Consider the following 24180-nt stretch of genomic DNA (forward strand, 5'->3'; position numbering starts at 1 on the left):
AATAGACCTCTTTCAAATCCACTTACTTTATTTTTTAGGTTGATTTAAAAATATATCTTTGCGCATGCAAAAACGCGTGCGCCAGATAACTGCTGCCATCTGTGCACTATTACTGCATCCTGCCGGGCTTTTGGCCCAGCAGCCCGATACTGCTGCCGAGCACACTGCTGCCGACGCACTGGATCAGATTGTCATCACCGGCACCCTGCGGGCAGTCCGCCGCGCCGAAGCCCCCGTCCCGGTAGAGATCTACTCGGCCCGCTTTTTCCAGAAGAGCCAGAGCCCTACCCTCTACGAATCGCTGGGCATGATCAATGGCGTGCAGCCGCAAATCACCTGTAACGTTTGCTACACAGGCGATATCCGCATCAACGGAATGGAGGGCCCCTACTCTCTGGTGCTGATCGATGGTATGCCAGTGATCAGCGCACTGGGTACTGTATATGGCCTGATGGGAATTCCTACCGAACTGATACAGCGGGTGGAGGTTGTCAGGGGGCCGGCCAGCACCCTGTATGGGTCTGAGGCCGTGGCCGGAATCATCAACCTCATTACACGCGAACCTGCAAAGACGCCCAGGTTAATGGTTGGCACCCAGGTCAACAGCTTCGGTGAGCAGAGCCACGAGCTGGCCCTGCGCGTGGGTAAGCGGCGATGGAAAGGCTTCAGCACTGCCAGTTGGCTGTCGCAGAACCGTATCTGGGACCGAAATGGCGATGGCTTTACCGATGCCAGCCTGCAGAATCGGGTCGTTGCCTTTACCAAGTGGAGCATGCAACGCCCCGACAACCGCGAGTTCAGCCTGGCTGCCCGCTACCTCTACGAAGACCGTTGGGGCGGCCAAACCAACTGGACCGCCGCAGAAAGGGGGGGCGACCAGATCTACGGGGAGTCCATCTATACCAACCGCGCCGAACTGCTGGGCGTATACCAGCTGCCAGTAGCAGGGCAGAACCTCACAGCCCGATGGTCTTACGTCTTGCACGACCAGAACTCGGTGTATGGAACCACCTACTATCTGGGACGCCAGCAACTGGCCTTTGGCCAACTTACCTGGGATCGCCCCCTGGGACAGCACCACCGCCTGCTGCTGGGTTCGGCGCTTCGCTTCAGCTGGTACGATGACAACACCCCCGCAACAGCAACGCCAGAGGCAGCCAACAGGCCAGACGCCGTGTGGCTGCCGGGCCTGTTTATCGAAGACCAATGGCAGGTGAATGCCCGATGGACTGTGCTGGGCGGGCTTCGCTATGACTATGACCCACGCCACGGCAGCATTCTCAGCCCCAGAATCAACCTGAAGTGGCAACTCAGTGACTTCAGCACCCTTCGTTTGAGCGGGGGCAACGGCTTCAGGGTGGTCAACCTCTTCACTGAAGACCACGCAGCCCTGACCGGCGCCCGCACTGTCGTACTGACAGAAGCCCTGCGGCCCGAGCAGTCCTGGAATACCAGCCTCAACTGGAATCACCTCTTCTCCCTGGGCCATGCATCTTTCCTCAACGTGGACCTAAGTCTGTTCCACACCTACTTCTCCAACCGGATTCTGCCCGACTACCTCACTGACCCCAACCTCATCATCTATCGAAACCTCCAGGGATACAGCATTTCGCAGGGAATTGCGCTGAACACCGACTGGAACCTGCACCAGAACCTTCGCATCAATGCAGGGGTAACCTGGATGGAAGCCTTCCAACAGAACCAGCAGAATGGCCGCGCCCAGCGACAGGATCAGCTCTATGCCCCCCGCTTCACCAGCACCTGGCAGGTGGCATATACCTTCCCCCGGCTGAAGCTGACACTCGACTATACCGGCCAGCTTTACAGCCCCATGCCCATGCCGATTGTCCCCAATGATTACCGCCCCTCCCATTCCCCGTGGTACGCTCTGCACCACCTGCAACTCAGCAGGCAATGGAAAGACCGGGTGTCCTTCGCCGTCGGCGTCAAAAACCTCTTTGACTTTCTGCCCAGCGATCCGCTGCTGCGCCCATTCGACCCGTTTGACCGCGAAGCCGACAATCCCGTCAGCAATCCCCAGGGCTATACCTTCGACACCGCCTACAACTACGCACCCATGATGGGCCGGCGCTGGTACTTCTCGCTCCGTTTCAGCCTCTTGTAAGCATTTTCAGTACGAGCTGGAACAAAACCTCCGGCCCAACGGTGCTGCCTATGGAGACCGATCAACGGCAGACAGCTGCCAATAAGTAAACGCCCGATTGTGGAAGCCCCCGTTTTTGCGGGGGCTTTCTGTTTTCTGCTGCCGGAAAAACTTAGGCATTAATCCGCATTTTTCACTTCGCCGCCAGCCAGTGCGAACAATTTGCCGACATGCGCGTTACAGCATAACCCCCGCGCTATTAAGTTGTTGCACCACCTACCGTACACCCCCATCTTCTTCGCCTATCGCCTGATACCTCTACCTGCTTCCAGCGGCTGACACTTCTTCTGCCTGCAACCCTCCCTGTCGCATGGATACCAAACGCCTTACGTCTACCCTGCTCTTCACTTTCAGCAGCCTGGCGCTGCTGGTGGTAGTGTACCTGCTCACCAGCAGCCTGTTCAGCACCTACGAGCAGCACTCCCTGCGTGCCCGCGCCGCCGATTACACCCGCCTGCGCATCACCCGAGCACACCTCTGGCTGGAGAAAGGCATGGCAGGCGACGCTGCTATCCGCTGGGACAAAGACATTGCGCCCCTTTTCACCAGTACTTATGGCATTCTGAAGCAGATGGAGGCTGGCGGCAAACACGCACTCGGCACATTTCAGCCCCAGGAAGACCCCGCCGAGCGCGACTCCATGGAATCACTCACCAAAAGCATCCACGCATTCGAGGCCGCTACCTTTCGTCGTTGGCAGCAGCGCGACTCTACCGGAACCGCCCGCTACAACCCGGACACTGCCTACAGCCGACAGTTTGAGGCCGTGCTGACCCAGATCCGCGAGATGGCCATCCGACATGACAGCCAGCTTGAACCTACCTCACTGCGTCTGCGCGTCGTCATCTACGCCCTGCTCACACTCTCCATTCTGGGTCTGGGCTTCTCGTTGATCAACCGAAGCCGCCTGCGGCAGCAACTGGCCCTGACGCAGGAGCAGACCGCCGCCCTCCGCCGCTCAGAACAGGAACTGAACCAACAACAGCAGGAGCTGCGGGCCTCGGAAGAAGAGCTGCGCCAGAACCTCGAGGAAATGAGCGCAACCCAGGAGGAAATGCAGCGCATGACCCAGAGCCTTGAAGCCCAGAACCGCGCACTGGTAGATGCCCAGGCCGAACTTGAAGCCAACCGCCAGAAACTGGAGGCCCAGCGCCAACTGGAAGCCCGCCTCGCTGCCTACGCCGAAATACTCCGCTGGCGCCCCGACGACACGCTTGACACCTGGGGCCAACGCTTGATGATGGGCATCACCGACGACCTCAAGGGCCTCCAGTGCTGCCTGATGATGACCGAGGAAATTGCAGGCGTACGCGTACTCAAGCCCATTGCCACCTACGCCTGTGACCTTGAAAACATGCTCCCACAGGTACCATTTGGCGAAGGCATCAGCGGTCAGGTGGCCAGCAGCCGCAGGCCTTTCTGGCTGGACGACAGCGAAACTACCGCCCTGTACAGCGAAACCACCTCTGCCCTGGCCCGCATCTCTGCCAAAGCCATCACAGTGTACCCTCTGCTTTACAACGAGGAGGTGGAAGGTGTAATGGAACTGCTGTTCCTGGAGCCCCTGGACGAATACAAACAGTGGCTGTTGGAACGATTGGCACCCATGCTGGCGGCCCAGTTGCTGACCCTCCGAAACCAACAGCGCATGCAGCAACTCTATCAGCAGGCAGAGCGCAGCAGCATCGATCCTACCGGCGGCGACAGCCTTTCATACGCCATCTGAGCCATTTGCAAAAACTGCCGCAGGCGGGAACCTTAGGGCCTCAATGCCTGTGCTGCCAGTGAGTCTGAATTGTTTAAGGGTAACATTCGAACTCAGTTCTGGATTGCTTGTGCCCCTGCTTTTCCCAAAGCGGGGGTTTTTTATTGCGCGCGCTCGCGGCGGTATTCCAGCACTGTAAGCACGATCAAATACAGCAGAAAGCCGTAGAAGGTGTCTTCAAAGGGAACTGTGTAGAGGCGGATACCCAGGTTTTCGGCGTCGTTATAGCTCACGACTGGCAGGGCAGTCAGCACGCCGTTCACCAGAAAGAACGGCACCTGTGCAATGCCCCAGCCGATGAAGGCATTGCCAATGTATCGTGTCCCCAACAGGTGATAGTGCACCACTAACATGCCTGCCAGCAGCAGGAAGGTAGTGGCGGTATACCAGCGGTCAAGATATACGAGTCCCATCACTGCACAGAACAGCCACAGCGCCCACATTATGATGGGAAGATGCTTTTCGGGCAGGCGGGGCAGGTCGTAGCAACGGTAACACTCGTAGATGAACACCGTGGCATAGGGCACTACCAGAAAGAACAGCCATTCCTCAACCGGAAGTCCCAGCAGGCGAGGCCCCAGCAGATAGGGGTCGTTGAACCACCAGATGCCCATCTGCGTGAACATCACATCCCAGTACAGGAAGATGGCTCCGCCCACCAGAATACCAGAAAAGAGCCAGCGCCACGTGCGCCAGAACGCCACCTTGCGGTCAAATGACAGTGCCAGCGGCCCCAACAGCGTGAAGAGGTCGAGGTAGAGATAAACGTTGCCCAGCAGGTGGTCCATCTGTCAGAGCACTCCCAGCTTATGCCGCACAAAAGAGCCAGCCAACAGCGCCAGCTTCTGCTGATCGGGCACACGCACGCGCTCCTGCAGAATGCGGGCAGGCGGCACCCGGCGAATACGCGCAAACAGCTTGCGGTAGTAGATGTAGGCCAGATATACCCCGAAGCGCGCCCCTTTGGGCAGATTCATGATGCCCTCATAGGCAGCGTCGAAGTCGGCTTCGATGTCTGCTTCAATGCGGGCTTTGGCTTCAGCATCAAACTGGTTGAAGTCTACCCCGGGGAAGTACACGCGGCCGCGGTCTTCATAGTCGGCCTGTACGTCGCGCAGGAAGTTGACTTTCTGGAAAGCCGCGCCCAGCGAACGGGCAGGGGCCTTCAGGCGGTCATACTGTGCCGAATCGCCCTCGCAGAATACGCGCAGACACATCAGGCCCACCACTTCTGCCGAGCCATAGATATACTCTTCGTAACAGTCCTGGTCGCACTGTTGCAGGCCCAGATCCATTTCCATGCTGCGCAGAAAGGCGTCAATCAGCTCGCGATCGATGCCATATTTGCGCACCACCGCCTGAAACGAGTGGAGGATGGGGTTGAGGCTGATGCCCCGTTCGATGGCCTTGTAGGTCTCCTCGCGAAACTCCTGCAGCAGCAGGGCTTTGTCATAGTCGTGGAAGGTATCTACGATTTCGTCGGCATAGCGCACAAACCCATAGATGGCATAAATGGGGTCGTGCAGCTTGCGCGCTAGGCTTTTGATGCCCAGCGTAAAGCTGGTGCTGTAAGCCTGCGTAACCTCACGGCTGCAGGCGAACGTGGTCAGTTCAAACAACTGCAGCATGGTCTTTCAGGATGCGCTCGGTTACGAGCCGTGAGGAAATGACAACGATGGGCAACCCCGTACCCGGCACCGTGCTGGCGCCTACATAATAGAGGTTGCCGTACTTTTCGTCTTTATTTGCAGGGCGCAAGCCACCCACCTGGTCCAGCCCGTGGGCCAAGCCAAGGCCACTCCCTTTGTAGAGATTGAACATATCCCGCCAGTGCACGGGATTATATACGGTACGGGTGAGGGTATTGGATTTCAGGTCGTAGCCAATTCGCTTGCCCAGGTCTTCCACAATGGTGTCGGCCAGCTGCTCGCTGTCGCTCCAGTCGCTCTTGTAGCGCAGGTCGGGCACCGGGCACAGGATGAACAGGTTCTCGCAGCCTTCGGGCGCACAGCCGGGTGTCGTCTGCGACGAGATGTTCACGTAGTAGTAGGGCTTCTCGGGCGCTACGCTCTGCTTGAAGATATTGCTGGCATACTCCTGGAAGTTGCTGCCCAGATAGTAGTTGTGGTGATACACATTGTCCAGCTTGCCCTTGATACCCAGGTAAATGGTGAAGGGCGCCAGCGTCCATTCCAGTTTGTCCAGCTTTTGCTCGCTGTGGCTGGGCCGGTTGAGGATGGTGCCACGGAAGGCCGCGGCGTCCGAGTTGCTCACGAAGAGGTCGGCTGTCCAGCGCTTACCGGTTTTGTCGGTAAAGGCTTTCACGCCAGTGCCGTTAGGCTCAAAACCTGTGATTTCCGTGTTGTAATGAACTGGTATGTTGCGGCGCTTCAGTTCGGCCAGCAGCACTTCCACGATGCGATACATGCCGCCTTCCACATACCAGTAGCCGTCATGCTTCAGTTCGGTGTAGTTCAGCAGGCTGTACACCGAGGGGGTGTCGAAGGGCGTAGCGCCCAGAAAGAACGCCACCAGCGAGAACACTACTTTCACTTCTTCACTGGTAAAGTGGCGGTTCAGCTCTGTCCACATGCTGCGGAACAGCTTGGGGGCGTGCTTCAGCGGCACGGTAGTAAGGGCCAGCAGGTAATCTACAATGCCGTTGTAGTTACGCTTTACGATACGGTATTCGGTGTCGTGGAAAATGGCCTCAGCTGCTTTGAGATACTTCTCCACCTTCCGCTTCATGTCGGGCTCCAGCGCCTCAAACTCCTTGGCCAGCTTGTCAAGGTCTTTATGAATGAGGAAGGGCTTGTTGTGGTGGGCGAAGTTGACGGCGTACAATGGGTTCAGCTCTTTCAGCACCAGCGGCTGGCCCATACCGAGGTCCTTGAAGAGCTCGGTGAACTCATAGCTCATGCTGAAGAACGACGGACCTACATCAAACGTAAAACCTTCTTTCACCAGCTGATTAAGGCGGCCGCCCGCCTGATGATGCTTCTCTACGATTTCGACATCGTAGCCACGCTGGTGCAGACGCAGGGCCGTAGTCAGGCCTCCCAGGCCAGCTCCTATGACGAGTACTTTCTTACGCACGGGGTTGAACTGGTAGTTAGGATGGGAATGCAGCTAAGACAGTGCAACCACCCACCCCCCTCTGCCAGTTCCCGGCAGCAGGTTGTTTTAGCGCAGTAACACAACGACTTAACCCTTTCTGCCTGAAAATCAGACAGAAAAACACTTACTGGAATATACCCAGAAGTACGAGAAGGCATGTAAAAAAAAGCGCCTGCAAGCCTAACACCCACCCAGACAAGCGATTAGTGTTTGCGCCTTTCCAGAAAAGGAAGGGCACTGCCAGCCCAAACGAGATGAGGAACCACGCGAGGTAGTTCTGAAGCGGGGGCACGCCAAGCGCCCAGTGCCAGAAATCGAGCCGGATCGCCACCGGTTCTATCAAGGCGTCCATCAGGGTCATGCCTGCTGCTACCAGCAGGGCTTGCACCAGCAGGGGCAACCGCGGCAGATGCCGTGTCAGCAGGTCGCTGAAGCAGTAGAGCAGCAGCAGCCAGTTGACACCGATGAGCGGCGGCACATTCAGCACCTTGGGGCCAAAGGGATCGCCATAGTCATAGTCGCCGAAGATCCAGCCCGTAGCCACGCCCACCACTTCCACGCCATAGCCCACCAGAAAGGTAAACACCCACAGCGCCACCTGTATGGGAGTGCGCTGGCCATGGGCCCGCAGCAGCAGAAACAGCGTCAGCAGCAGGTGCACGGGCGTCAGCAGCAGAAACCACGGCCTGGAAAGTGGCAACACCAACCCTACTATGCCTACCACATAGGTAATCAGCAAGATACGGCTGTCGGTAAGGCGGAAAGGGAGGGACATGGGGAGAAGGGAGGCTGATTGGCAGTTAAACCCACCGGGAGGCCGCAGAGTGCCCTCGGAGGCAAAGTTCTGTACAGGGCATCAGGCCAGCCGGAAGAGTGTGCGGGCGTTGGCGCTGGTAAGTGCGGCCAGTTCGTCAAAGCTCATTTCCCAGATATCGGCCAGGCGCTGGGCTACCTGCACAATATGGGCGCTTTCGTTGCGCTGCCCGCGGTAAGGAACTGGCGCCAGAAAGGGCGCATCGGTTTCCAGCACCACACGGTCGCGGGGAACGCTGCGCAGGGTCTCGTCAAGCCCGCCGTTGTTCTTGTAGGTCAGTACGCCACCTATACCCAGGTAAAACCCGACTTCAATAGCCCGCGCCGCCTCTGCCTGGCCATCGGTGAAGCAGTGAAACACGCCCCGCAGACGGCCGTCCTGCCCCTCCTCCACCAGCTCAATGGTTTCGGCAAAGGCATTGCGGCTGTGCAGCACTATGGGCAGGCCAAACTGCCTGCTCCACTCGATGTGGCGGCGCAGACTCACCTGCTGCTGGGCCAGCGTGGTCTTGTCCCAGTACAGATCGATGCCGGTTTCACCCACGCCGCAGTAACGGCCGGTGGCCAGTTCAGCTTCCAGTGCCGTCAGCACCTCGGCGGGGTCGGCAGGCACATCGCAGGGATGCAGCCCGGCCATGGGCAGCACCCGACCCGGGTGGGCATCGGCCAGTGTGTTCATGCCCGGCAGGGTGTCGAGGTCAATATTCGGCAGCAGCAGGTGACTGCACACAGCCAGCGCCCGCTCCATCATGGCGGGGCGGTCGGCCGCAAACTGCTTGTGATACAGATGTGCGTGGGTGTCGATCAGCATTCCGGGCATAGCGCCGCGAAGGTACAATCCCGATGTTTTCTTTCCTGCTGGAACCCTTTTTTGTATCTTATCTGTAGGCCCTTTAATACCTCTTTTCCATCCACGCTATCGAAACATGCATCTCCCGATCCTGACGCTCCAGATTCCTCTGCTGTCCGATATCATCATTCTGCTGGTGCTGTCGGTTCTGGCCATTCTCATCTTCCACCGCTTGCGCATGCCTTCCATCATCGGGTTTCTGGCGGTAGGCATTCTGGCGGGGCCGGGCTTTCTAGGACTGGTGCAGGCGCAACACGAAATCGAGATGCTGGCCGAAATTGGCGTCATCCTGCTCATGTTCATCATCGGGTTGGAATTCTCACTCTCCAGCCTGGCACGAATCAAGCGGGCTGTGTTTCTGGGTGGTGGCTTGCAGGTAGGGCTGTCGATCGCCGCGATGGCGGGCCTGGCGGTCACGATCGGCCTGGCAGTGAACGAGGCCATCTTTCTGGGCTTTCTCGTCTCGCTGTCCAGCACGGCAATCGTTCTCAAGCTGCTGCAGGATCGCCTGGAGATGGAATCCATGCACGGTAGGGTCATCCTCGCCGTCCTCATTTTTCAGGACCTTATCGTCGTACCTATGATGCTGCTCACGCCCCTGCTCGGCGGCAAAGGCGGCGATCTCTGGACCACCCTGGGCCTCTTACTGTTGAAGATTGTAGGCGTACTGGGCTTTGTATTGGTGGCGGCACGCTATCTCATGCCACGCTTACTGTTTCTGGTGGCCCGCACCCGCAGCAAGGAGCTGTTCATCCTCACTACGCTGGGCACCTGTCTGGCTGTTGCCTGGCTTACGTCGGAAGTAGGCCTCTCGCTGGCGCTGGGAGCGTTTCTGGCCGGGCTCATCATCTCCGAGTCGGAATACAGCCACGAGGCCGTCAGCAACATTCTGCCTTTCCGCGAAATTTTCTCCAGCTTCTTCTTTGTCTCCATCGGCATGCTGCTCGACGTCTGGTTTGTAGCCGAGCACCCGCTGGGAGTGGTGGGGCTGGGGCTGGGCGTCATCGTGCTCAAACTGCTGGTGTGCATCATCGCCGCCTGGTTCCTCGACCTGCCCGTCCGTACGGTCCTGCTGGTAGGTATCGGTCTGGCGCAGGTGGGCGAGTTTGCGTTCATCCTCTCCAAAACCGGGCTGGAGGCAGGCGTTCTCCGCAGCGACCTCTACCAGTATTTCCTTGCCGTGTCCATCTTCACCATGGCCCTCACGCCCATCATGCTGCTGTATGCCGACAAGCTGACGGCCCTGCTGATGAAAGCACCCCTGCCCAAAAAACTGCGCGAACGGCTGGCGCAGGGCCCCCAGCGCCCCATCCCGGTGGCCGATCCCGCCAAACTCAAAGATCACCTCCTGGTTATCGGCTACGGCCTCAATGGCCGCAATCTCGTTCAGGCGGCGCGTTTCGGCGGCATTCCCTATGCCATCATCGAAACCAACCCCATTACCGTACGGCAGGAGCGCGCCCACGGCGAGCCTATTCTCTATGGCGATGCCGCTCAGGAGCATGTGCTGGAGCAATGCCAGATCGCCGATGCCCGGGTGGTGGTCATTGCCATTTCCGACACACCTGCCAGCAAACGCATCGTTGCCGCTGTGCGCCACGCCAACCCCAGTGCCTGCATCATTGTGCGCACACGATATGTGCGCGAGATGGAAGAACTGCTGCGCATTGGCGCCTCCGAGGTTATTCCTGAAGAACTGGAAACCTCCATCGAAATCTTCTCTCGTGTGCTTGCCAAATACCTGGTTCCCGTGCCCGAAATCGACCGCTTCGTCCGCGAACTCCGTTCCGAAAGCTACGAGATGATGCGGGCACGGTCTATGACGTCGGGCCAGTGGTCGGCCATGCAGGTCACCCTGGCCGATTCCGAGTTGGCGACCTTCGAAGTCTCCGACACCTGCGATCTGGCTGGCCGAACGCTGGCCGACATTCAGCCACGCCAGCAGTTTGGCGTTAATTTATTGGCCATCCGGCGCAATGGCAGTATGCTGTACGATGTCGACGGCGACACGCAGATCCAGCCTCACGACACACTTTATGTCTTCGGGAAGGCAGATTTGGTACACCGGTTTGCCCAGCAGTAAAGCGGGCCGCATGGGTGCTTACTTCAGGTTCAGCACAAGCCGCGCGTAGGCATCCTGCGCCTGCATCAGCAGCGCGTAGGCGGTGTCGCCTTTTACGTGTACAGCCTCCAGGTCCAGGTAGTTGTACTCGCGCTGGGCGGTGGGCTCGCTCTTCAGACGGTGATGGCCAGCCAATATCAGTTCCATGTAGCTGCGCAGGGCTCGCCACTTGGCCGCGTCCATATGTATGCGGTCAGCAACGGCACTCTGTATGGCATCGGGCACTACCTCGGGATGCCCACCCAGCGGGCCAATCTCGGAGCGGAACTTCTCGCGCAGTTCGCCGATGTAAGCCTGCTCGGTGCGCATGGCATTCATGAAGATGTCTACGTCGGTTTGGGTCAGCTGACCGCCTGCACGGTAGTTGGGCACACCCGCCTGCTCAAACACTGCCAGCGCGCTGGCCTTGGCAGCACCCACCTCTACCGACTCCTGCGGCAACTCGTTGCTGCAACCGGTACCTGCCACTGTCAGCAGGGCTCCCAGCAGCGGGAGAAGAATTCGTTTCATGAAAGTACCAGGGAAGTGTGCTTGTTGTTTGTCCATCAAAACTAGAAACGAAAGTTCTACCCTCGACGCTCAGCCGCCATTTACCACCCATTCTCGCCCTCATTTACCCCAATTGCGACTTCACCCCAGTGATACAGGGCCAAGCCAGGTGACAGTGCTAGTACCTAGCAGAACACGCTACCGAAAACTGGGTGGCGCTGCACAGAAAAAGGGAAAGTAAAGGCGCGGGCACCCTATCTTGCAGGCTTGTATATACCGCGACATGACTGAACAGCTATTCAATTCCAATATATCTGTTTATTACAAGAACATTGAAGGCAGCATATTACATATAAATGGAAACAGAATGACTACCGATTTAATTTCAAAATTAACCGGATCAATTGATGAAAGCGTAGTAGATGCTATTTTAACCAGCGATAGAAATCAAGCCTATTTCATCACTTATAACAGTGATTATTATGATGGCAAAATGATCAGGATAGTCCACAGGGACATCAAAGGAGCATACACCCTTGAAATCGCGCTTCACTATCTGAAGCCATATCACCGTAACAAAGGTATAGGCACAATTGCTTTCCAGCGACAGATTGAAGCCTGCACTGCATTGGGTATTTCTAAAATCACGGCTAAATCTGTCCGCAATGATTCCCCAGACCATTACTCGAATGGCTATTACACCTTGCCTCGATGGGGATTTGATGGCGATATTCCATCGTCTGTAATCGAGAAAATGGAAACTGATTGGCAGGTACCAGAAGAGTAGAAATCGTTTACAAAAATTTCCCAACTGATTTCAACAAGCAGAGGGCTGGTCTGGTGGCGAACACATGGCGAAGGGACATGGTTGAGTTTTGAAATTTCCAAAGAGTCGCCTTGCATCAAGGCTTTCCATACCTATCTTAGCTCAAAGAACCAGCAGTTGTGTGAAGATTGAAGCCAAACTGCGCACCGATCTTTCGCCACAGGAACAGGCCTCAATAGCCCACGAGCTTGAGCAGCTTGCTGCCGAAGTAGCGTACTTCCGCATGCATGGCAAGCGCATGCCTGAGCCTGAACAGACTACGTTAGTGGTTACTCCAGAACTGGCCACCGCCAAAGCCCGCTGAGCCTGTTCACATCCGCAGGCCCATCACCAGAATATCGTCGGTCTGCTCCATGTCGCCGCGCCAGTGGCGCAGTTCGGCATCCAGCAACAGGCGCTGGTGGTCCATGTCCTTGTCCTGATACTCCAGCAGTAGCTGGTGGAAACGGCGGCTCTTGAACCGCTTGTTGATTTCCTCCCCTATCTGGTCAGGATACCCGTCGGTAAACATATAGAGCGTGTCACCTGTCTGCAGCTCGAAGTTGTGCAGCGTGTAGTGGCGCTCGTCTTCCACCTGCTCACCCCCGATGGGATACTTGTCTGGCTTCAGTTCAATGATTTCCTGCCCCCGCACAATCAGCAGCGGGCGGTTGGCGCCAGCGTATTGCAGCTTGCCCCGCTTGGGGTCTATCTGGCACAGGGCAATGTCCAGGCCGTCGCGGCTGGTATCGGGCCCTTCACCGCCCTGGTTCAGCGCAATCCGCACCCGCAGGTTCATCTGGTACAGAATCTCATCGGGCTTGAACAGGCCCTCAATTTCCACAATCTGGCGCAGCAGCGTATTGGCCATAATGGTCATGAAGGCACCCGGAATACCGTGGCCTGTACAGTCGGCCGTGGCGATGATGGCCTTTGACAGGCGCTGCGAAAACCAGAAAAAGTCGCCCGAAACGATGTCCTTCGGTTTGTAGTAGACGAAAGACTGTGGGAAGACGTCGCGGATGTCGGCGATCTTCGGCAGAAAGGCGTCCTGGATGCGACGGGCGTATCTGATGCTGCCCAGGATGTCGTCGTTCTTGGCCGAGATTTCATCGCGCTGGCGCTCCAGCTCCACCGACTGCAACCGCACCTCTGCAGTGCGCTCCTCTACCTTCTGCTCCAGCTCTTCATATAGCTGGGCATTCTGGATGGCAATGGCCGCCTGCGCCGACAACATCCGGAACAACTCGAGGCTATAGCTGCTGAAGGCCCCCACTTTGTTGCGGTTCTCCAGATACAGCAGCCCAAAGAGCTTGCCCTGATATACCAGCGGCGTACACAGCACACTGCGCAACAGGTGGCGCCGCACATAGGGGCTGTGCATGAACATGCCATCATTCAGGGCATCGGCCAGAATGATGGTGTCTTTCGTCTTACGGGCCGAATCCACGATGGCTGGGCACACGCCCGTCTGTTCGCCTACGGCCTGGTCCACCATTTCGGTTTCGTAGCTGCCGGTGTGGCCCACTGCCGCTATGTATACGCTCTCGTCGTCTTTCTGCAGCAGAATGTAGCCGTTCTCGGCATCGGCGTTGTCCACCACAATACGCATGAGCTTGTGCAGCAGCTTGCTCAGGTGTATCTCGCCCGTCAGCGACATGGAAGCGCGGTGCAACTCGCCCAGAATGCGGCTCTTTTCGTCCAGCTCCAGGCGCTGCTGAAAATAACGGCCCGCTTCCTGAAGCGCATAGCGCAGTTCCTGCTTGCCCACCGGACGGTTGAGCACACGATATACCTTGGCCTCGCGCACACGCTCGTCGCTAACGGGCATGCCTTCGTCCACCAGCAGGATGCGAATGGCGTGGGGCCACTTCTCGTACAGCTTCACCAGCGTACTGTCGCCCATTCCATCGGGCAGGCGCTGGGCCGACACCACCATCGCGATTTCACGCTGCCCCTGTACCAAACGGTCTACCAGTTTCAGGGCTTCCTCGGCGCTGCGGGCTGTCGTCAGCTCAAAGGCATGGGCCGGGAGCGCGTCCGCAAGGCTCTCCAACAGCTGTTCCTGCTCGGCCCGGTCGGGCTCCAGACACAGGATAACAGGCAGAGAGGCGCGTTGGGTCATGGGCGAAAAGCGGGTGGAGAAGTGAAAAAGAAAGCAAAGGACGGGCCGCAAGTTACAGGTATTTCACCGCCTGCATCCGCACAATCTGCACTTGTCAGTTCGTTACACGCACCTCTACTACATAGGCGGTACTCTCGTTCCCGGCAGCATCGCGGCACTTGATGGTAAGGGTGTAGGGGCCATTGCCAGGCTCGCTGCTTACGCAGAGCGTAGGGGTAGTGGCGGCGTTAGGCGTGCTACCCAGCACAAAGCCACTGAAAGGCACCGTACGCCGGGTGAAGGTGTCGGGCGAAGAATAGGAGAACTGCCACTGTGTGCAGCTGCCCCCTGCAGGTGGCGGAAAGGCCGGCTTCAGCTCGAAGGAGTAGCCTTTGATCTGTTCGTTGTCGGTGAGAGTGAAACTGGCTCGCAATTGCGTTTCAAAGCGCGATATGCTGACCGGCCCCGCGGGCGAATACACAGTGCTGCCTGCCTGAAGGGAAGTAACCTGCACCTGCGGCTGCACTTCGTCGCCGGGAGTTTCTTTTTTGCATCCAGCGGTCAACGCCAAACACAGCGCTACCGCCAGCAATTTACCTGCCAGTGTTTTCATTGTCAGTAAAGGTGAACCGTCCTCAAGATAACAATCCCTTGCAGGCGTAGGTTTGCAGCGTAGCTTTGCAGGCCTTATTCTCTGAATTCTACATGGAAGTGAACCGCAAGGCCCAACTGCAACTGCATGTCTCGGTCTTTCTTTTCGGCTTCACCGCCATTCTGGGTGCACTCATTTCGCTCTCCAGCGTGCCGCTGGTATGGTGGCGAATCCTGCTGACGGTGGGGGTGTATCTGGTATACCTGCGCCTGCGGGGACCTATTCCACGTCTGCCATGGGCCGATCTTCGCATGCTGGCGCTCGTGGGCCTTACACTGGGCCTGCACTGGGTCACGTTCTACGCCAGCATCAAGCTCATTGGCGCATCGGTTACACTTATCTGCCTCAGCTCGGCTACATTTTTTACCGCACTCATCGGCCCCTTGATGGCCAAACGCCCCCACAGCCTGCGCGAAATCCTGCTGGGGGTAGTGGTGCTGTTGGGCATTGGCCTCATCTTCACTTTTCAGAACAGCGGCTGGGGCATGCTCGTGGGCATCTTCAGTGCCCTGCTGTCCGCACTGGTAGGCATCCTCAACAAACGGGTGGTGGGCAAATACCAAGGCACCGTCATCAACTTCTACGAGCTGGCCTGCTGTCTGGCAGTGTTCACGGTGCTGGCGCCCGTCTACCACTGGCTTTATCCTGCTGAGGCACTGGTGCCTGCCAGTACCGACTGGCTATGGATGCTGCTGCTGGCCTTCGTCTGCACCAACTTCGCCTACGACCTCTCCATGCGCGCGCTGCGCCACCTCTCGGCGTTCGACTTCATCCTTGCCATCAACCTCGAGCCCATCTATGGCATCGTGCTGGCCTTCCTCTTCCTCGGCGAAGCCCGCGAGGTCAACTGGGCCTTTTTCGTTGGTGCGGCATTGGTGTTTGGCGCTGTGTTTTACGACGTCTTCCTGGCCTTTGCCCGCCGAATGACCGAGCGCCCTCAGGCCTGACCCCACCTCTTGCCGACTCACTACAGCCCCTGCCCTGCTATCCAGCGGACGATTTCCTCCCGCTCGTCCGGGTGGAACCACTGCACCGGCTGGCGGCGGAACCACGTAAGCTGCCGCTTGGCGTAGTTGCGGGTATGCTGCTGTATCTGGGCCACGGCTTCGTCCAATGAGAGGCGGCCTTGCAGATGCGCCACCAGTTCGGCATATCCGATGGTCTGAAAGCCGGGAGCGTCGGGCGGATACTGCATCAGCAATGTCTGCACCTCGGCCAGCAACCCCGCCTCCATCATGGCCAGCACGCGGGCATTTATGCGGTCATAGAGTTCCTCCCGCGGCAGGTCCAGCCCCAGCTGCACGATGTCCCACGGCTGTGGGCGGCTCCGCCCTGTCTGGAATGCCGATAGCGGCTGCCCCGTAGCACGGTATACTTCCAGCGCTCTGCGCACGCGGGCCGGATTGTTGCGGTCTATCCGCTGCCAGGTTATGGGGTCGGCGGTACGCAGTTCCTCCACCAGTGCAGCCAGCCCCTGTGTGTCCAGGTCCTGCTGCACCTGCTCGCGTATGGCGGGCGGTGTGGGCGGAATATCGTCCAGGCCCTGTGCCAGCGCCTGCACATACAGCCCCGTGCCCCCACACACCACCACCTGCGCATGCAGGGCCAGCATGTCAGTGGCGTCAGCCAGAAAACGGGCTACACTGTAGCTCTCGGCTGGCGTGATGAGGTTGATGAGCAGATGCGGCACCTGCGCCTGCTCGGCGGCAGTGGGCTTGTTGGTGCCGATGTCCATGCCCCGGTATACCTGCCGGGCATCAGCAGACAGCAACGCCGCATTCCGGTGCTGGGCCAGTTCCAACGCCAGGGCAGATTTGCCAACGGCGGTGGGGCCTACGACAGCCAGAATGCGGCGGCGATCGGTCATCTGACGGGCGCAGGGCGCCAGTGCAGGTTACTTGGCTTTCTTGCGGGCCAGCAGCAGGTTGCTGGGCTTTCCGCCGTAGCCGATGATAAAATCCAGCGGGGTGATGGTGCTGTCGGCCTGATAGGCAGCGCGGAGGTCGGGCTGGTACATGTTGGAGAACAGCGCAATCGGCCGTGTGTAGCCCCCATAGAGTTTCACGTCCCACACGTTCTTGTCGAAAGCCTTCAGTGGCATGCCGGAATCGTCCTGCAGAATGGTGAGCGATACTTCCTGAACAAGCGAGCGGATGGTGCTGAAGTAGTCCTTGTGCATCAGGTAGCTGGCGCTCTTGATGTAAGTGGACGTCGGAGCCAGACTGCGCAGGTACGACTGGAACGATTTCTGGGCGGCCATGTTGCCGTTGGCTACGTCTACGCTGAAGTAATACAGTTCTTTCACGTTGCCGGTGGCTTCATCAAGCAGTTCCAGCTTCACGCCTGTCACGTTCTTGGCAGTGGGGGCGGGCTTCTTGGGGGCGCTGTCCAGCACGGACAGGGTGCCGTCGTCCTGCACCATTACATGGCGGAAAGAAAGTACACGGTGGCCCGTGCGGGCGGCAAAGGCCATCAGCAGGGGCGCCTGACCTTTCAGGTCGGTGCGGATGAGGTCCACGGCCATGTCTTTCGTTTTGAAGAATGACAGGCCCATGATATCATCGATAGAAACGCGGAGGTTCTCCAGCGCCTTGCCTACGCGGTCGGCAGGCAGGGTGCGGAGGTCGGGCAGGCTGCCTTCGGGCTCCAGCCCAAAGAGCACAAAGCGGGTAGCCTCGGGGAACAGAGCGTCTACGGTTAGGAAGTCCGAGCCCGCGAAGGGGTAGAAGATGTTGCGCTTTTCGGCGCGTTCGGCGGCCAGTGAGCCTGCGGCCCAGCTTTCCACCTTCACCAGAAACCGTTCCTGTTTTTTCTTCCACATGGCATCCCACAGCTTTTCGTGGGTCCTGGCAGCGGCAAGGGTATCCACGCGCTGGAGGGTACTGCCATCACGGGGTGTGAGCCCGGCCAGCAGGCGAGCCGCGTCGTCCCAGTAGCGGTCAGCCTCGGTCAGCTTGGCACGGCGGGCGTTGTCGGCCAGAGCCTCCTGGCGGGCAGCACGCTGTTGGCTGTCGGCCTGGGCGGTGGTGATGGTGGAGTCGCCTGCACCGACGGCGGCCTGTTGCTGGTCGGTGGTGTTGTCGCAGGCAGTGAGTGTGAGGGCCAGGGCCAAAAGGCCCAGCATCGAACGAGTCATCCGGTTGTTGGTTGTAATCCGCATCAAAGATAGCATTCCCGCCTGAGCGTCAGGGAGGCTGTCGAAAAACAGACGGTTCTTTACCTACGCTTACGATTGAGCAGATACCATGCCACAAGGCCCAGCACCAGCGTAGCCAACACTGCAAGGTTGGTTCGGAGGTTGTCTTTCAGCTGGTACACGAACATCCAGGCGCTGAGCCCCATGAAGATGAGGGGCGTCAGTGGGTAGCCAAAGGTGCGGTAGCCGTCGTACTGCACCCCAGCCTTCTTCTGCTGCCAGCGCAGGATGAACACTCCTGCCACCGACAGGAAGGCAAACAGGCTGAGGGTAAAGCCGATATAGTTGAGTGTCTCGCGCAGCTCTGACACAAACACCGTGATAAGTGCAATGCCTGCCTGAAGTGCCAGCGCATTCACAGGCAGCCCCTTGGCGTTGGTTTTGCCCAGAAAGGAGAAGGCTGGCACATCCTGCCCCATGGCGTGCATTACGCGCGGGCCCGCCATCACCATGCTGCTGACACTGCTTACCAGCGCCAGTGCAATAAGGGTGGAGACGATGCGCCCGCCGACATCGCCAAAGATGAACCGCGCGGCTACATCGCCCACCTCGGCCTGGCCTGCCAAGGCCGAAAGCGGCGCAGCCGTCAGATACGCGAAGTTGGTAAGCAGGTACAGTACGATCACGATGGCCGTGCCGCCAAGCAGCGCCAGCGGCACATTGCGGCGCGGATTGCTGATTTCACCCGAGATGTACGCGGCAGCATTCCAGCCACTATACGCAAACGACACGTACACCAGCCCGATGGCAAAGCCAGCCGAGAGCACAGCATCCCAGTCTGTGGGGCCGGGCACCAGTGAGAACTCCTGCGGCTGCGACACCAGCAGCCCCGAGAGGCCAAAGCCCAGAATCAGCAGGATCTTGGCTACGGTGAACACATTCTGGATGCGACTGCCCAGCGTCAGCGAAAAGCCATGCAGCGCCGTAATAGCCAGAATGAGCAGGGCTGCACAGGCTTTGTCGTTCAGCGAGGGCAGCACTGCCGAGGCATACTTGCCAAAAGCCATGGCTGCTGCTGCCACTGGCACTGAAAAGCCCGCCACCAGCGACACAAACCCAGCCAGAAAGCCCAGCGAAGGATGATAGAGTTGGCTAAGGAAGGTGTACTCGCCGCCGCTGCGGGGCATGGCCGACGCCAGTTCGCCATAGCAGAGTGCACCGCAGATGGCCAATACACCTCCCAGCAGCCAGATGAGCAGAATGGCGAACGGCGAGGGAATGCTGGCCGCCTGAAAGCCCGTGGTAGTGAAAATGCCCGTACCGATGATATTGGCCACTACAATGGCAGTGGCGGAGAACAGCCCCAGACGGGCTGCGGTTTGCGAAGTGCCTGACACAGCGGGTAAGTAGGTAGTAGAAGGGCGGCAAGATAACCCCAAAACCGCGTACCCCACACTCCATTAACGCACGAAGCCGGGCTCGCGCCCGGCTTCTGCTGTGACAAGACTGTCATTAAAGTACAACAGGCGACGTCTGGATGACGCGGTCGATTACGTGGATGACACCATTGGTTGTCAGCACGTTGAAGGTGGTGCCGTTGCCAGTGGTCACGACGTTGGAGGCCGTAGCACCGAAGCCACGTACGGTAACACCCGTGGAGCCAGCGGTGAGGGTGAGAGGCACCTGGGTATTCAGCGAGGACACCACACCGTTGGAGGGCAGATCAGACGAAAATACTGCACCTGATACCACGTGGCCCTGAAGAATACCAGCAAGCGTGGTGGGGGACAGACCGTTAATGGTAGAGATGGCAGCGGCTTCATCGGCTACGCCCAGGAAGGTGATGAAGGCAGCGTCGGTGGGGGCAAATACCGTGAAGGGACCAGCCGATGCCAACGTGGTGGCCAGGCCAGCACGTACCACGGCAGCTTCCAGTACATCAAAGTCGGCGCCAGCTACGGCCACGTCTACGATGCTGTTGGTAGGCTCAGCCAGTACGCCATCAATGATGTGTACCGCGCCGTTGAGGGCCTGGATGTCGGCGCTGGTTACGTTGCGGTTGTTGACGCGGAGGCTGCCTCCGATCTTAGATACGAAGATGCGGCCTGTGATCTGGGGGGCCGAGGTGTTGCGCAGTGTGCGAAGCGCTGTGCTGCTGGCGGTGATGTCAACCGACAGTACCGAGCTGCGTACTACGTGATACAGCAGCAGGTTGGTGACTTCTTCTACCGTCAGGTCGTTGTTGATGGCATCAATGACAGCACCTTCAGAAGCGGCATCAAAGTAGGCCACGAACGCAGCATCGGTGGGGGCAAACACCGTCAGGAAGTCGGTAGAAAGCGTGGCACCCAAGCCGGCCTTGCCTACAGCCGCTTCGAGCACGTCAAAGTCTGACGACGAAGCAACAATCTCCAGGATGTTGTTCTCTGGCACCGAAGAGTTCTCGTCTTCGCTGCAGGCAGAGGCGAAACCTGCTGACACAGCTACTGCAAGGGCGAGGCCCAGTTTGCGGAAGGATTGAAAGTTCATACTGTTTATGGATGGGTGAGCTGGCCCAGAGTTGGACCAATGCACGTTCCAACACACAGCAAACTTCTTCTGTTTCCTACACCTCGAAAATAGCCTGTAAAAAATAACCGCTCTAAATTAAATATCCGGGAACTCGCTCCTATCGCATTTCAAGAGGCGTATTATTCAAAAATCTGTTAAGAAGTACTTTACAAGGAACTAAAAGAATAATAGCCACTAATGGGTATTATCGAGACGCCTCGCCCTCGAAACAGGGCACAGCCATTTACGTTCACCCTTGGAGGCGATCATCCCGATAACCGATGAATACGAGTGCCGGGTGCTAGAACCGCACACCAATCACCATTACGTCGTCCAGCTGCTTAAGCTTGCCCTTCCAGGTGTCGAACTCCTGGGCGAGAATCTCCTTCTGACGCTGCATGGGCTCCTTGTAAATCTGGAGCAGCAGGTTCTGGAAACGCTTGGTACTGTACTTCAGTTTGGTGGCATCTTCTACCCCAAACTGATCGCGGAAGCCGTCGGAAAACAGGTAGATGACATCACCCTGCTTAATGGGCACCACATGGTTCTGGAACTCCTTCACCTCGTTGAGGCGGCGGGTGCCGCCAAGTGCCGCATGTTTGGCGGGTACAGTGGTCATGCCATTCTCATTCACCACATACAGCGGGATGTTGGCGCCAGCGTACTGGAGGGTGTAGTCTTCCAGACTGATGGACACCACTGCGGCCTCCATGCCGTCGAGTACGTCGTTGGAGCCGTCCTGCTGCGACAGTTCTTCCACCAGTCGCTGATCCATGGCCTGCAGAATCTTGGCCGGGATGAAGGTGTAGTTTTCCTTGACTACCTGGTTCAGCAGGCTCTGACCCAGCACAGACATGAACGCCCCAGGCACCCCGTGGCCTGTACAGTCCACGGCTGCCAGGATGATGCGGTCGTTCCACTCGGTGATCCAGTAGAAGTCGCCGGAGACGACATCCCGGGGCTTGAAGTAGACAAAGGCATCCGGCAGCAGTTGCTTCACGGTTTTTTCGCCGGGCAGCATGGCTTCCTGTATGCGGCGGGCATAGGCGATAGAGTCGTTGGTGAGCTCCAGGGCTCGCTCCAGCTCCTGATTGGTGGTGGCCAGCTCGATGTTCCGCAGGCGGTAGATTTCCGCCTCTGACTTGGTTTTTTCCGTAGCGAAGGCAATCTGCTGGTTGCGGAGCTTGCCGCGGGCTTCGTCCGAGACCACGGCCTCGCGCAGCTCGTGGTACTCTACGTGGTGTTCCCAGGCCTTTTCGTAATTGCCGGTGCGGGCATAGGCTTCTGAGATGTACTTGTGAGCAAGGTATACCTTGGGTCTGGCGCGAATTTCCTTTGCCTGGTCCAGCGCCTTGAACAGCACCACAAAAGCTTCGTCTACGTGCTCCTGTTGCAGGAACAGGGCGCCGATGTCGATGAGGGCGGCAGCCTCGTTGAAGCGATCTTCGAGGGTGTCGTAAATCTTCAGGCCCTTATAGAAGTATTCCAGCGCCCGCTCAAAATCTTCGAGCTTCTGGTACACGAGGCCAATGTTGTTGAGGGTTTCGGCCTGGCCATACAGCACCTGAGTCTGCTCGAAGAGAGTCAGCGCGGGCATATGATATTCCAGCGCCCGGCCATAGCTGCCACGCATCCGATATACACAGCCGCAGCCATCTTTGGCCAGGGCCTCGCCTTCCTGGTCGCCCATCTGGACGAAGAAAGTCTCGGCGTTCTGAAAGTGTTTGAGGGCCTGATCCAGGTTTGCGAGTTCCAGATTGGTGCGGCCAGTTGATAGCTCGGCATAGGCTACGCCACGCTTGTTGCCTTCGTCCTCGAAGATGTTGAAGGCACGGGTGATAGCCGTGATGGACTCGGCATATTCGCCAGTGCGCAGATAGCCGTGACCCATGGCAATCTGGGTAGTGCCCTCGCCGTGGCGGTCGCGGATTTTGACAAACAGGCGCAACGCCATTTGCAGGTGCTTCAGCGCGTTCTCAAGGTCGCCCTTGATGACCATGGCAAAACCAATGTTTCGGTAGCTCATGGCCAGGCCTTCGGGATATGCATTGTCGCGGGCCAGGCGATTGGCGTCGAGGCTCAGCTGAAGGCACTTCTGGGGGTCGCGCAGGCGCAAGTCCCAAGCCTGCTTCAGCAGTGCGCGTATCTGCTCGTGGCTCATGGCTTTGCCATTACCAGAGCCGCTGTTGGCCGTGCGGGTAGCAGAGGGTTCCATGCGGTAGTCAGAAGGTCGTGCAGGTGCAGAAAATCAGCAGGCAGGAACGAACCGAACACTGTCGTTTATTCATTACAAGGATACTATTAAATCTGCGTATTTGGAGCCGGAAACTGTAATTTCCCTGTTACAGCGGAGGCATTTACCCGTGTCTAATTGATTAATTACAAGCGTTTTCACCTACCCCATCCTGCCCTATGTCGCCTGTCCAACTCTTCGATCTGGCCAACCTTCTGGCCCTGGTGTTCTGGCTGCCGCTGCTGGCGCTGCCCCGCTGGCGTGGCACGCAATGGCTGGCCACACGCCATGCAGGGGTGCTGGTAGTGGCGGTTTTGTACGCGTGGCAGGTGGTGCCCTTGCTGGTACAGACCTTGCCGCTGGTAGCCAATCCCAAGTTCGAGGTGCTGCAACCGCTGCTTTCCAGTCCCGAAGCCTTTGCTGTGGTGTGGCTGCACATTGTGGCCTTTGACCTTCTGGCTGGCACCTGGATGTACAACGACAGCCGCACCCGGAAGCTGAACCCATGGGCAATGGTGCCATTTCTGCTACTGACACTGATGGCCGGGCCGCTGGGCTGGGGGCTATACCGCAGCCTGCGCCAATGGCTGCCTGCTGACAGGGCCTGAGTTTCGCTATTTTTGCAGCAATGGCCACCCCCAAATCCGTCTCTACCCCTGAAACCAGCCGGCGCCGTGGGCTGCTGCCCGCCGCCGACAGCGAGCTGCGCGACGTGGCCATGCGTGTAGCTGCCGCTTGGAAAAACTCTAAGTTGAGCCTGCGCTGGATCAACCCCGAGCAGTTTGAGCAGGCGGTGGTGGAACTGGCCGTGCTCATCGACACGCGGCAAAGCCTGGGCGAGGAGCGTCGCCCCCTTACCGAAGCCCTGCACCGGCTCGACCGCGAGATCAATCGCCACCTCATCCACGTAAAGCACTATCTGGCCGAAGCATATAGCACCGAGGCGGCCCCCAGCTACTACGAGGAGTTTGGCATACAGCGGCAGGGCAAAACCTGGGCGCTGCCAATTGACCGCACCGAGCGCCTCCAGAGCCTCGACCGCCTGATTGCCGCCCTTGGCCGCCACAAACTGGGCCAGCACCGCTATGGCACAGACTTCTGGCGTGGCCTGCAACAGCAGTATCTGGAAACACTGGCCGAAGCCGAAAACACCGACCAGAACCTGGCCGCGCGCGTAGCCGACAAAAACAGCCTGCGTGGTGAAATCAGAAAAGTGCTGCATGCGCTCTATCTGCTCATCCAGGCCAACTACCCCGACACCTGGGAACAGGAGTTGAAAAACTGGGGATTTGGGGTAACGAAAAATTCCTGACGTGCGTTAGGCAACAGGCTGAGTGCCATATCATCCATATGGGTGAGAATGGTCATTTCTGCGTAACA

Annotated in this window: 21 protein-coding genes; 8 read left to right on the forward strand and 13 right to left on the reverse strand. The window is 58.2% G+C overall.

Features of this window, described 5'->3' with window-relative positions:
- Window positions 1-64 precede the first annotated feature (64 nt).
- Together AC2D8O_RS12140 and AC2D8O_RS12145 are read left to right on the forward strand one after the other, a co-directional pair.
- Complete coding sequence (locus AC2D8O_RS12140; RefSeq protein WP_484679094.1) at window positions 65-2125, forward strand: TonB-dependent receptor plug domain-containing protein; 2061 nt, start codon at window positions 65-67, stop codon at window positions 2123-2125.
- Between the two features lie 349 nt (window positions 2126-2474).
- On the forward strand, window positions 2475-3890 hold the full coding sequence (locus tag AC2D8O_RS12145; RefSeq protein WP_484679095.1) for a GAF domain-containing protein: 1416 nt from the start codon (window positions 2475-2477) through the stop codon (window positions 3888-3890).
- A 140-nt stretch (window positions 3891-4030) separates the two neighbouring features.
- On the opposite strand, the gene AC2D8O_RS12150 is transcribed toward AC2D8O_RS12145, so the two are convergent.
- From AC2D8O_RS12150 to AC2D8O_RS12170, 5 genes are all read right to left on the reverse strand, one after another.
- Window positions 4031-4717 (reverse strand): lycopene cyclase domain-containing protein, encoded by a 687-nt coding sequence (locus tag AC2D8O_RS12150; protein ID WP_484679096.1) that lies wholly within the window; start codon window positions 4715-4717, stop codon window positions 4031-4033.
- A gap of 3 nt (window positions 4718-4720) precedes the next feature.
- Entirely contained in the window at window positions 4721-5557 is an 837-nt protein-coding gene (locus tag AC2D8O_RS12155) for a phytoene/squalene synthase family protein (RefSeq protein ID WP_484679097.1), read from the reverse strand.
- The gene (locus AC2D8O_RS12160; protein ID WP_484679098.1) at window positions 5541-7025 is read right to left on the reverse strand and encodes a phytoene desaturase family protein; all 1485 of its coding nucleotides are present in this window, start codon (window positions 7023-7025) and stop codon (window positions 5541-5543) included. The genes AC2D8O_RS12155 and AC2D8O_RS12160 overlap by 17 nt, the downstream gene beginning before the upstream one ends.
- Before the next feature lie 145 nt (window positions 7026-7170).
- The gene (locus tag AC2D8O_RS12165; RefSeq protein ID WP_484679099.1) at window positions 7171-7821 is read right to left on the reverse strand and encodes a carotenoid biosynthesis protein; all 651 of its coding nucleotides are present in this window, start codon (window positions 7819-7821) and stop codon (window positions 7171-7173) included.
- Between the two features lie 81 nt (window positions 7822-7902).
- Window positions 7903-8679: a TatD family hydrolase gene (locus tag AC2D8O_RS12170; RefSeq protein ID WP_484679100.1), complete on the reverse strand. Its 777-nt coding sequence runs from the start codon at window positions 8677-8679 to the stop codon at window positions 7903-7905.
- Between the two features lie 106 nt (window positions 8680-8785).
- Here AC2D8O_RS12170 and AC2D8O_RS12175 point away from each other — a divergent pair, with 106 nt between their 5' ends.
- Window positions 8786-10792: a monovalent cation:proton antiporter family protein gene (locus tag AC2D8O_RS12175; protein WP_484679101.1), complete on the forward strand. Its 2007-nt coding sequence runs from the start codon at window positions 8786-8788 to the stop codon at window positions 10790-10792.
- Between the two features lie 18 nt (window positions 10793-10810).
- On the opposite strand, the gene AC2D8O_RS12180 is transcribed toward AC2D8O_RS12175, so the two are convergent.
- Window positions 10811-11341: a hypothetical protein gene (locus tag AC2D8O_RS12180; RefSeq protein WP_484679102.1), complete on the reverse strand. Its 531-nt coding sequence runs from the start codon at window positions 11339-11341 to the stop codon at window positions 10811-10813.
- Window positions 11342-11603: 262 nt separating this feature from the next.
- Between AC2D8O_RS12180 and AC2D8O_RS12185 the strand changes: the two genes are divergently transcribed.
- A complete protein-coding gene (locus AC2D8O_RS12185; RefSeq protein WP_484679103.1) occupies window positions 11604-12107 on the forward strand; it encodes a hypothetical protein in 504 nt (167 codons plus the stop codon).
- A gap of 160 nt (window positions 12108-12267) precedes the next feature.
- Complete coding sequence (locus tag AC2D8O_RS12190) at window positions 12268-12450, forward strand: hypothetical protein (RefSeq protein ID WP_484679104.1); 183 nt, start codon at window positions 12268-12270, stop codon at window positions 12448-12450.
- A 6-nt stretch (window positions 12451-12456) separates the two neighbouring features.
- Here the strand turns inward: AC2D8O_RS12190 and AC2D8O_RS12195 are convergent, their stop codons facing one another.
- Window positions 12457-14250 carry a SpoIIE family protein phosphatase gene (locus AC2D8O_RS12195; protein ID WP_484679105.1) on the reverse strand — a complete coding sequence of 598 codons (1794 nt, stop codon included), beginning with the start codon at window positions 14248-14250 and terminating at the stop codon, window positions 12457-12459.
- Between the two features lie 94 nt (window positions 14251-14344).
- Window positions 14345-14842 carry a hypothetical protein gene (locus tag AC2D8O_RS12200; RefSeq protein ID WP_484679106.1) on the reverse strand — a complete coding sequence of 166 codons (498 nt, stop codon included), beginning with the start codon at window positions 14840-14842 and terminating at the stop codon, window positions 14345-14347.
- A 92-nt stretch (window positions 14843-14934) separates the two neighbouring features.
- On the opposite strand from AC2D8O_RS12200, the gene AC2D8O_RS12205 reads away from it, so the two are divergent.
- The gene (locus AC2D8O_RS12205) at window positions 14935-15828 is read left to right on the forward strand and encodes a DMT family transporter (protein WP_484679107.1); all 894 of its coding nucleotides are present in this window, start codon (window positions 14935-14937) and stop codon (window positions 15826-15828) included.
- 20 nt (window positions 15829-15848) lie between these two features.
- Here AC2D8O_RS12205 and miaA read toward each other — a convergent pair whose 3' ends face one another.
- The 5 genes from miaA to AC2D8O_RS12230 form a co-directional block, all read right to left on the reverse strand.
- Window positions 15849-16748, reverse strand: coding sequence for a tRNA (adenosine(37)-N6)-dimethylallyltransferase MiaA (miaA, locus tag AC2D8O_RS12210; RefSeq protein WP_484679108.1), 900 nt, complete (start codon window positions 16746-16748; stop codon window positions 15849-15851).
- A gap of 27 nt (window positions 16749-16775) precedes the next feature.
- Complete coding sequence (locus tag AC2D8O_RS12215; RefSeq protein WP_484679109.1) at window positions 16776-18041, reverse strand: hypothetical protein; 1266 nt, start codon at window positions 18039-18041, stop codon at window positions 16776-16778.
- Between the two features lie 56 nt (window positions 18042-18097).
- A complete protein-coding gene (locus tag AC2D8O_RS12220; protein WP_484679110.1) occupies window positions 18098-19414 on the reverse strand; it encodes an APC family permease in 1317 nt (438 codons plus the stop codon).
- A gap of 115 nt (window positions 19415-19529) precedes the next feature.
- On the reverse strand, window positions 19530-20546 hold the full coding sequence (locus tag AC2D8O_RS12225) for a fasciclin domain-containing protein (protein WP_484679111.1): 1017 nt from the start codon (window positions 20544-20546) through the stop codon (window positions 19530-19532).
- A gap of 322 nt (window positions 20547-20868) precedes the next feature.
- The gene (locus tag AC2D8O_RS12230; protein WP_484679112.1) at window positions 20869-22782 is read right to left on the reverse strand and encodes a PP2C family protein-serine/threonine phosphatase; all 1914 of its coding nucleotides are present in this window, start codon (window positions 22780-22782) and stop codon (window positions 20869-20871) included.
- A gap of 197 nt (window positions 22783-22979) precedes the next feature.
- Here AC2D8O_RS12230 and AC2D8O_RS12235 point away from each other — a divergent pair, with 197 nt between their 5' ends.
- Both AC2D8O_RS12235 and AC2D8O_RS12240 read left to right on the forward strand, forming a co-directional pair.
- The gene (locus AC2D8O_RS12235) at window positions 22980-23408 is read left to right on the forward strand and encodes an ABA4-like family protein (protein ID WP_484679113.1); all 429 of its coding nucleotides are present in this window, start codon (window positions 22980-22982) and stop codon (window positions 23406-23408) included.
- A 20-nt stretch (window positions 23409-23428) separates the two neighbouring features.
- Entirely contained in the window at window positions 23429-24112 is a 684-nt protein-coding gene (locus tag AC2D8O_RS12240) for a hypothetical protein (protein WP_484679114.1), read from the forward strand.
- Window positions 24113-24180: the final 68 nt, after the last annotated feature.

Source organism: Pontibacter sp. T17 (assembly GCF_057219875.1).